The organism is Arthrobacter sp. UYP6 (genome assembly GCF_040547315.1).
GTDB lineage: Bacteria > Actinomycetota > Actinomycetes > Actinomycetales > Micrococcaceae > Arthrobacter_B.
In genome coordinates this window covers 1-4,623 of sequence record NZ_JBEPPM010000038.1, presented here as the reverse complement: position 1 = coordinate 4,623, position 4,623 = coordinate 1, and the positions used below count along the sequence as shown (strand labels likewise).

2 rRNA genes are annotated in these 4,623 nt (G+C 54.7%); both read left to right on the top strand.

From position 1 onward, the window contains the following. Nucleotides 1-178: 178 nt before the first annotated feature. Nucleotides 179-1,706 (top strand): 16S ribosomal RNA (locus ABIB35_RS18650). A gap of 523 nt (nucleotides 1,707-2,229) precedes the next feature. Continuing rightward, nucleotides 2,230-4,623 (top strand): 23S ribosomal RNA (locus ABIB35_RS18645); the annotation flags it as partial.

The window sequence follows — 4,623 nt, the reverse complement described above, 5'->3', positions numbered from 1 at the left end:
TCTGTTGTTTGAGAACTCAATAGTGTGCCAAGTTTATTGATACCAATTATTTTAATTGGTTGAACTGGCTGTTACCGCCCACCCCGTGGGTATGGGACGGCTTTTTTAGCTGGTTTCGAATTTAGTGCAGGACTGTGCAGCCAATTTTCCTTGGCTCCGGTCTTGTGTCTGTAACACATTTACGGAGAGTTTGATCCTGGCTCAGGATGAACGCTGGCGGCGTGCTTAACACATGCAAGTCGAACGATGACTTTTGTGCTTGCACAAAATGATTAGTGGCGAACGGGTGAGTAACACGTGAGTAACCTGCCCTTAACTTCGGGATAAGCCTGGGAAACCGGGTCTAATACCGGATACGACGGATCCCCGCATGGGGGTTCGTGGAAAGCTTGATGCGGTTTTGGATGGACTCGCGGCCTATCAGCTAGTTGGTTGGGGTAATGGCCCACCAAGGCGACGACGGGTAGCCGGCCTGAGAGGGTGACCGGCCACACTGGGACTGAGACACGGCCCAGACTCCTACGGGAGGCAGCAGTGGGGAATATTGCACAATGGGCGAAAGCCTGATGCAGCGACGCCGCGTGAGGGACGAAGGCCTTCGGGTTGTAAACCTCTTTCAGCAGGGAAGAAGCGAAAGTGACGGTACCTGCAGAAGAAGCGCCGGCTAACTACGTGCCAGCAGCCGCGGTAATACGTAGGGCGCAAGCGTTATCCGGAATTATTGGGCGTAAAGAGCTCGTAGGCGGTTTGTCGCGTCTGCTGTGAAAGCCCGGGGCTCAACCCCGGGTCTGCAGTGGGTACGGGCAGACTAGAGTGATGTAGGGGAGACTGGAATTCCTGGTGTAGCGGTGAAATGCGCAGATATCAGGAGGAACACCGATGGCGAAGGCAGGTCTCTGGGCATTAACTGACGCTGAGGAGCGAAAGCATGGGGAGCGAACAGGATTAGATACCCTGGTAGTCCATGCCGTAAACGTTGGGCACTAGGTGTGGGGGACATTCCACGTTTTCCGCGCCGTAGCTAACGCATTAAGTGCCCCGCCTGGGGAGTACGGCCGCAAGGCTAAAACTCAAAGGAATTGACGGGGGCCCGCACAAGCGGCGGAGCATGCGGATTAATTCGATGCAACGCGAAGAACCTTACCAAGACTTGACATGAACCGGAAAGGCCTGGAAACAGGTCCCCCACTTGTGGCCGGTTTACAGGTGGTGCATGGTTGTCGTCAGCTCGTGTCGTGAGATGTTGGGTTAAGTCCCGCAACGAGCGCAACCCTCGTTCTATGTTGCCAGCGCGTAATGGCGGGGACTCATAGGAGACTGCCGGGGTCAACTCGGAGGAAGGTGGGGACGACGTCAAATCATCATGCCCCTTATGTCTTGGGCTTCACGCATGCTACAATGGCCGGTACAAAGGGTTGCGATACTGTGAGGTGGAGCTAATCCCAAAAAGCCGGTCTCAGTTCGGATTGAGGTCTGCAACTCGACCTCATGAAGTTGGAGTCGCTAGTAATCGCAGATCAGCAACGCTGCGGTGAATACGTTCCCGGGCCTTGTACACACCGCCCGTCAAGTCACGAAAGTTGGTAACACCCGAAGCCGGTGGCCTAACCCCTTGTGGGAGGGAGCCGTCGAAGGTGGGACCGGCGATTGGGACTAAGTCGTAACAAGGTAGCCGTACCGGAAGGTGCGGCTGGATCACCTCCTTTCTAAGGAGCACCTCAGGGTCTGTTGTCCTTCCTCAGTGTTGGATGCGGGCTTTGCAGGAGATGCCCATATCGGGAACATTTGTTTCCCGGTGGGTGCTCAAGGGTGGAATATCAATAAGCAGGTGCCCGGCGTTGGTCCGGGCAGCAGAGTACGCCGTGGTGCCGGTTTCCCTTTGGGGGGCCGGTGCGGGGTTGGAAATGCTGCCGGGTATCCAAGTACCGGGTTTTTCCGTTTGGCACACTGTTGGGTCCTGAGATAACAGGACCGAAGAATTTTCAAGCCTTCTTGAAGGGTTGGAAGGGACACGGGTTCGTGTTGTTTCTGATTGTTCCTGCGCAGGTCTGATGCTGTCACGGTGAATACGTGGTGGTGGAGGGGTGTGACGGGGTTGTTGTTTGAGAACTACATAGTGGACGCGAGCATCTTAAAATTATTAAGTGCAATTTCAGATAAACCTGGTGACCGGTTTTTGACCGGTTTGTCATGGTTTTCTCGATAGCGATAATATTTATTGATCTTTGTGGTCAAGTTTTTAAGGGCACACGGTGGATGCCTTGGCATCAGGAGCCGAAGAAGGACGTAGGAATCTGCGATAAGCCTGGGGGAGTTGATAACCGAGCGTTGATCCCAGGATGTCCGAATGGGGAAACCCCGCCCGGCGCGCGAGTGACCGGGTGACCCGCATCTGAACACATAGGGTGCGTGGAGGGAACGTGGGGAAGTGAAACATCTCAGTACCCACAGGAAGAGAAAACAATAGTGATTCCGTTAGTAGTGGCGAGCGAACGCGGAAGAGGCTAAACCAGTGGTGTGTGATAGCCGGCGGGCGTTGCATCACTGGGGTTGCGGGACTTTCCGTATCGATTCTGCCGGATCGGTGAAGTGAGTGCAGGTGCATAGGTGAACCGGTTTGAAAGCCGGGCCGTAGAGGGTGTTAGCCCCGTAACCGGAATGTATGCTGCCGCTTGGAGAGGATCCCAAGTAGCACGGGGCCCGAGAAATCCCGTGCGAATCTGCCAGGACCACCTGGTAAGCCTAAATACTCCCTGATGACCGATAGCGGACAAGTACCGTGAGGGAAAGGTGAAAAGTACCCCGGGAGGGGAGTGAAACAGTACCTGAAACCGTGTGCCTACAATCCGTTGGAGCAGGGCGATGCCATTTATGGTGTTGTGCTTGTGACAGCGTGCCTTTTGAAGAATGAGCCTGCGAGTTAGTGTTACGTCGCGAGGTTAACCCGTGAGGGGAAGCCGTAGCGAAAGCGAGTCTGAACAGGGCGATGCAGTGGCGTGATCTAGACCCGAAGCGGAGTGATCTACCCATGGCCAGGTTGAAGCGCGTGTAAGAGCGCGTGGAGGACCGAACCCACTTCAGTTGAAAATGGAGGGGATGAGCTGTGGGTAGGGGTGAAAGGCCAATCAAACTCCGTGATAGCTGGTTCTCCCCGAAATGCATTTAGGTGCAGCGTTGCGTGTTTCTTACCGGAGGTAGAGCTACTGGATGGCTAATGGGCCCTACAAGGTTACTGACGTCAGCCAAACTCCGAATGCCGGTAAGTGAGAGCGCAGCAGTGAGACTGTGGGGGATAAGCTTCATAGTCGAGAGGGAAACAGCCCAGACCACCAACTAAGGCCCCTAAGCGTGTGCTAAGTGGGAAAGGATGTGGAGTTGCGAAGACAACCAGGAGGTTGGCTTAGAAGCAGCCATCCTTGAAAGAGTGCGTAATAGCTCACTGGTCAAGTGATTCCGCGCCGACAATGTAGCGGGGCTCAAGTACACCGCCGAAGTTGTGGCATTCAAATATTAGCCAAGCGGATGGTTTATCCATTTTCGTTCAAGCGTTTGGATGGGTAGGGGAGCGTCGTGTGGGCAGTGAAGTCGCGGTGTAAACCAGCGGTGGAGCCTACACGAGTGAGAATGCAGGCATGAGTAGCGAAAGACGGGTGAGAAACCCGTCCGCCGAATGATCAAGGGTTCCAGGGTCAAGCTAATCTGCCCTGGGTAAGTCGGGACCTAAGGCGAGGCCGACAGGCGTAGTCGATGGACAACGGGTTGATATTCCCGTACCGGCGAAAAACCGCCAATACTGATCGGGGGATACTAACCGCCCAATACCTGACCGGCCGCCCTTGTGGTGACCCGGTTTTTGGTGGAGCGCGGGACCTGATCCCGGGAGGTAAGCGTATTAACAGGTGTGACGCAGGAAGGTAGCCGGGCCGGGCGATGGTTGTCCTGGTCTAAGGATGTAGGGTCAGCGATAGGTAAATCCGTTGCTGTGTCTTTGATGACGATCCTGAGATCTGACGGGACCCACTTTGGTGGGAATCCGGTGATCCTATGCTGCCTAGAAAAGCATCGGCGCGAGGTTTTAGCCGCCCGTACCCCAAACCGACACAGGTGATCAGGTAGAGAATACTAAGGCGATCGAGAGAATTATGGTTAAGGAACTCGGCAAAATGCCCCCGTAACTTCGGGAGAAGGGGGGCCCCAACCTTGATGGACACTTGCTGTCCGGAGGGGATCGGGGCCGCAGAGACCAGGGGGAAGCGACTGTTTACTAAAAACACAGGTCCGTGCGAAGTCGCAAGACGATGTATACGGACTGACTCCTGCCCGGTGCTGGAAGGTTAAGAGGACCGGTTAGCCCTTACGGGCGAAGCTGGGAATTTAAGCCCCAGTAAACGGCGGTGGTAACTATAACCATCCTAAGGTAGCGAAATTCCTTGTCGGGTAAGTTCCGACCTGCACGAATGGAGTAACGACTTCCCCGCTGTCTCAACCATAAACTCGGCGAAATTGCAGTACGAGTAAAGATGCTCGTTACGCGCAGCAGGACGGAAAGACCCCGAGACCTTTACTATAGTTTGGTATTGATATTCGGTGTGGCTTGTGTAGGATAGGTGGGAGACTGTGAGA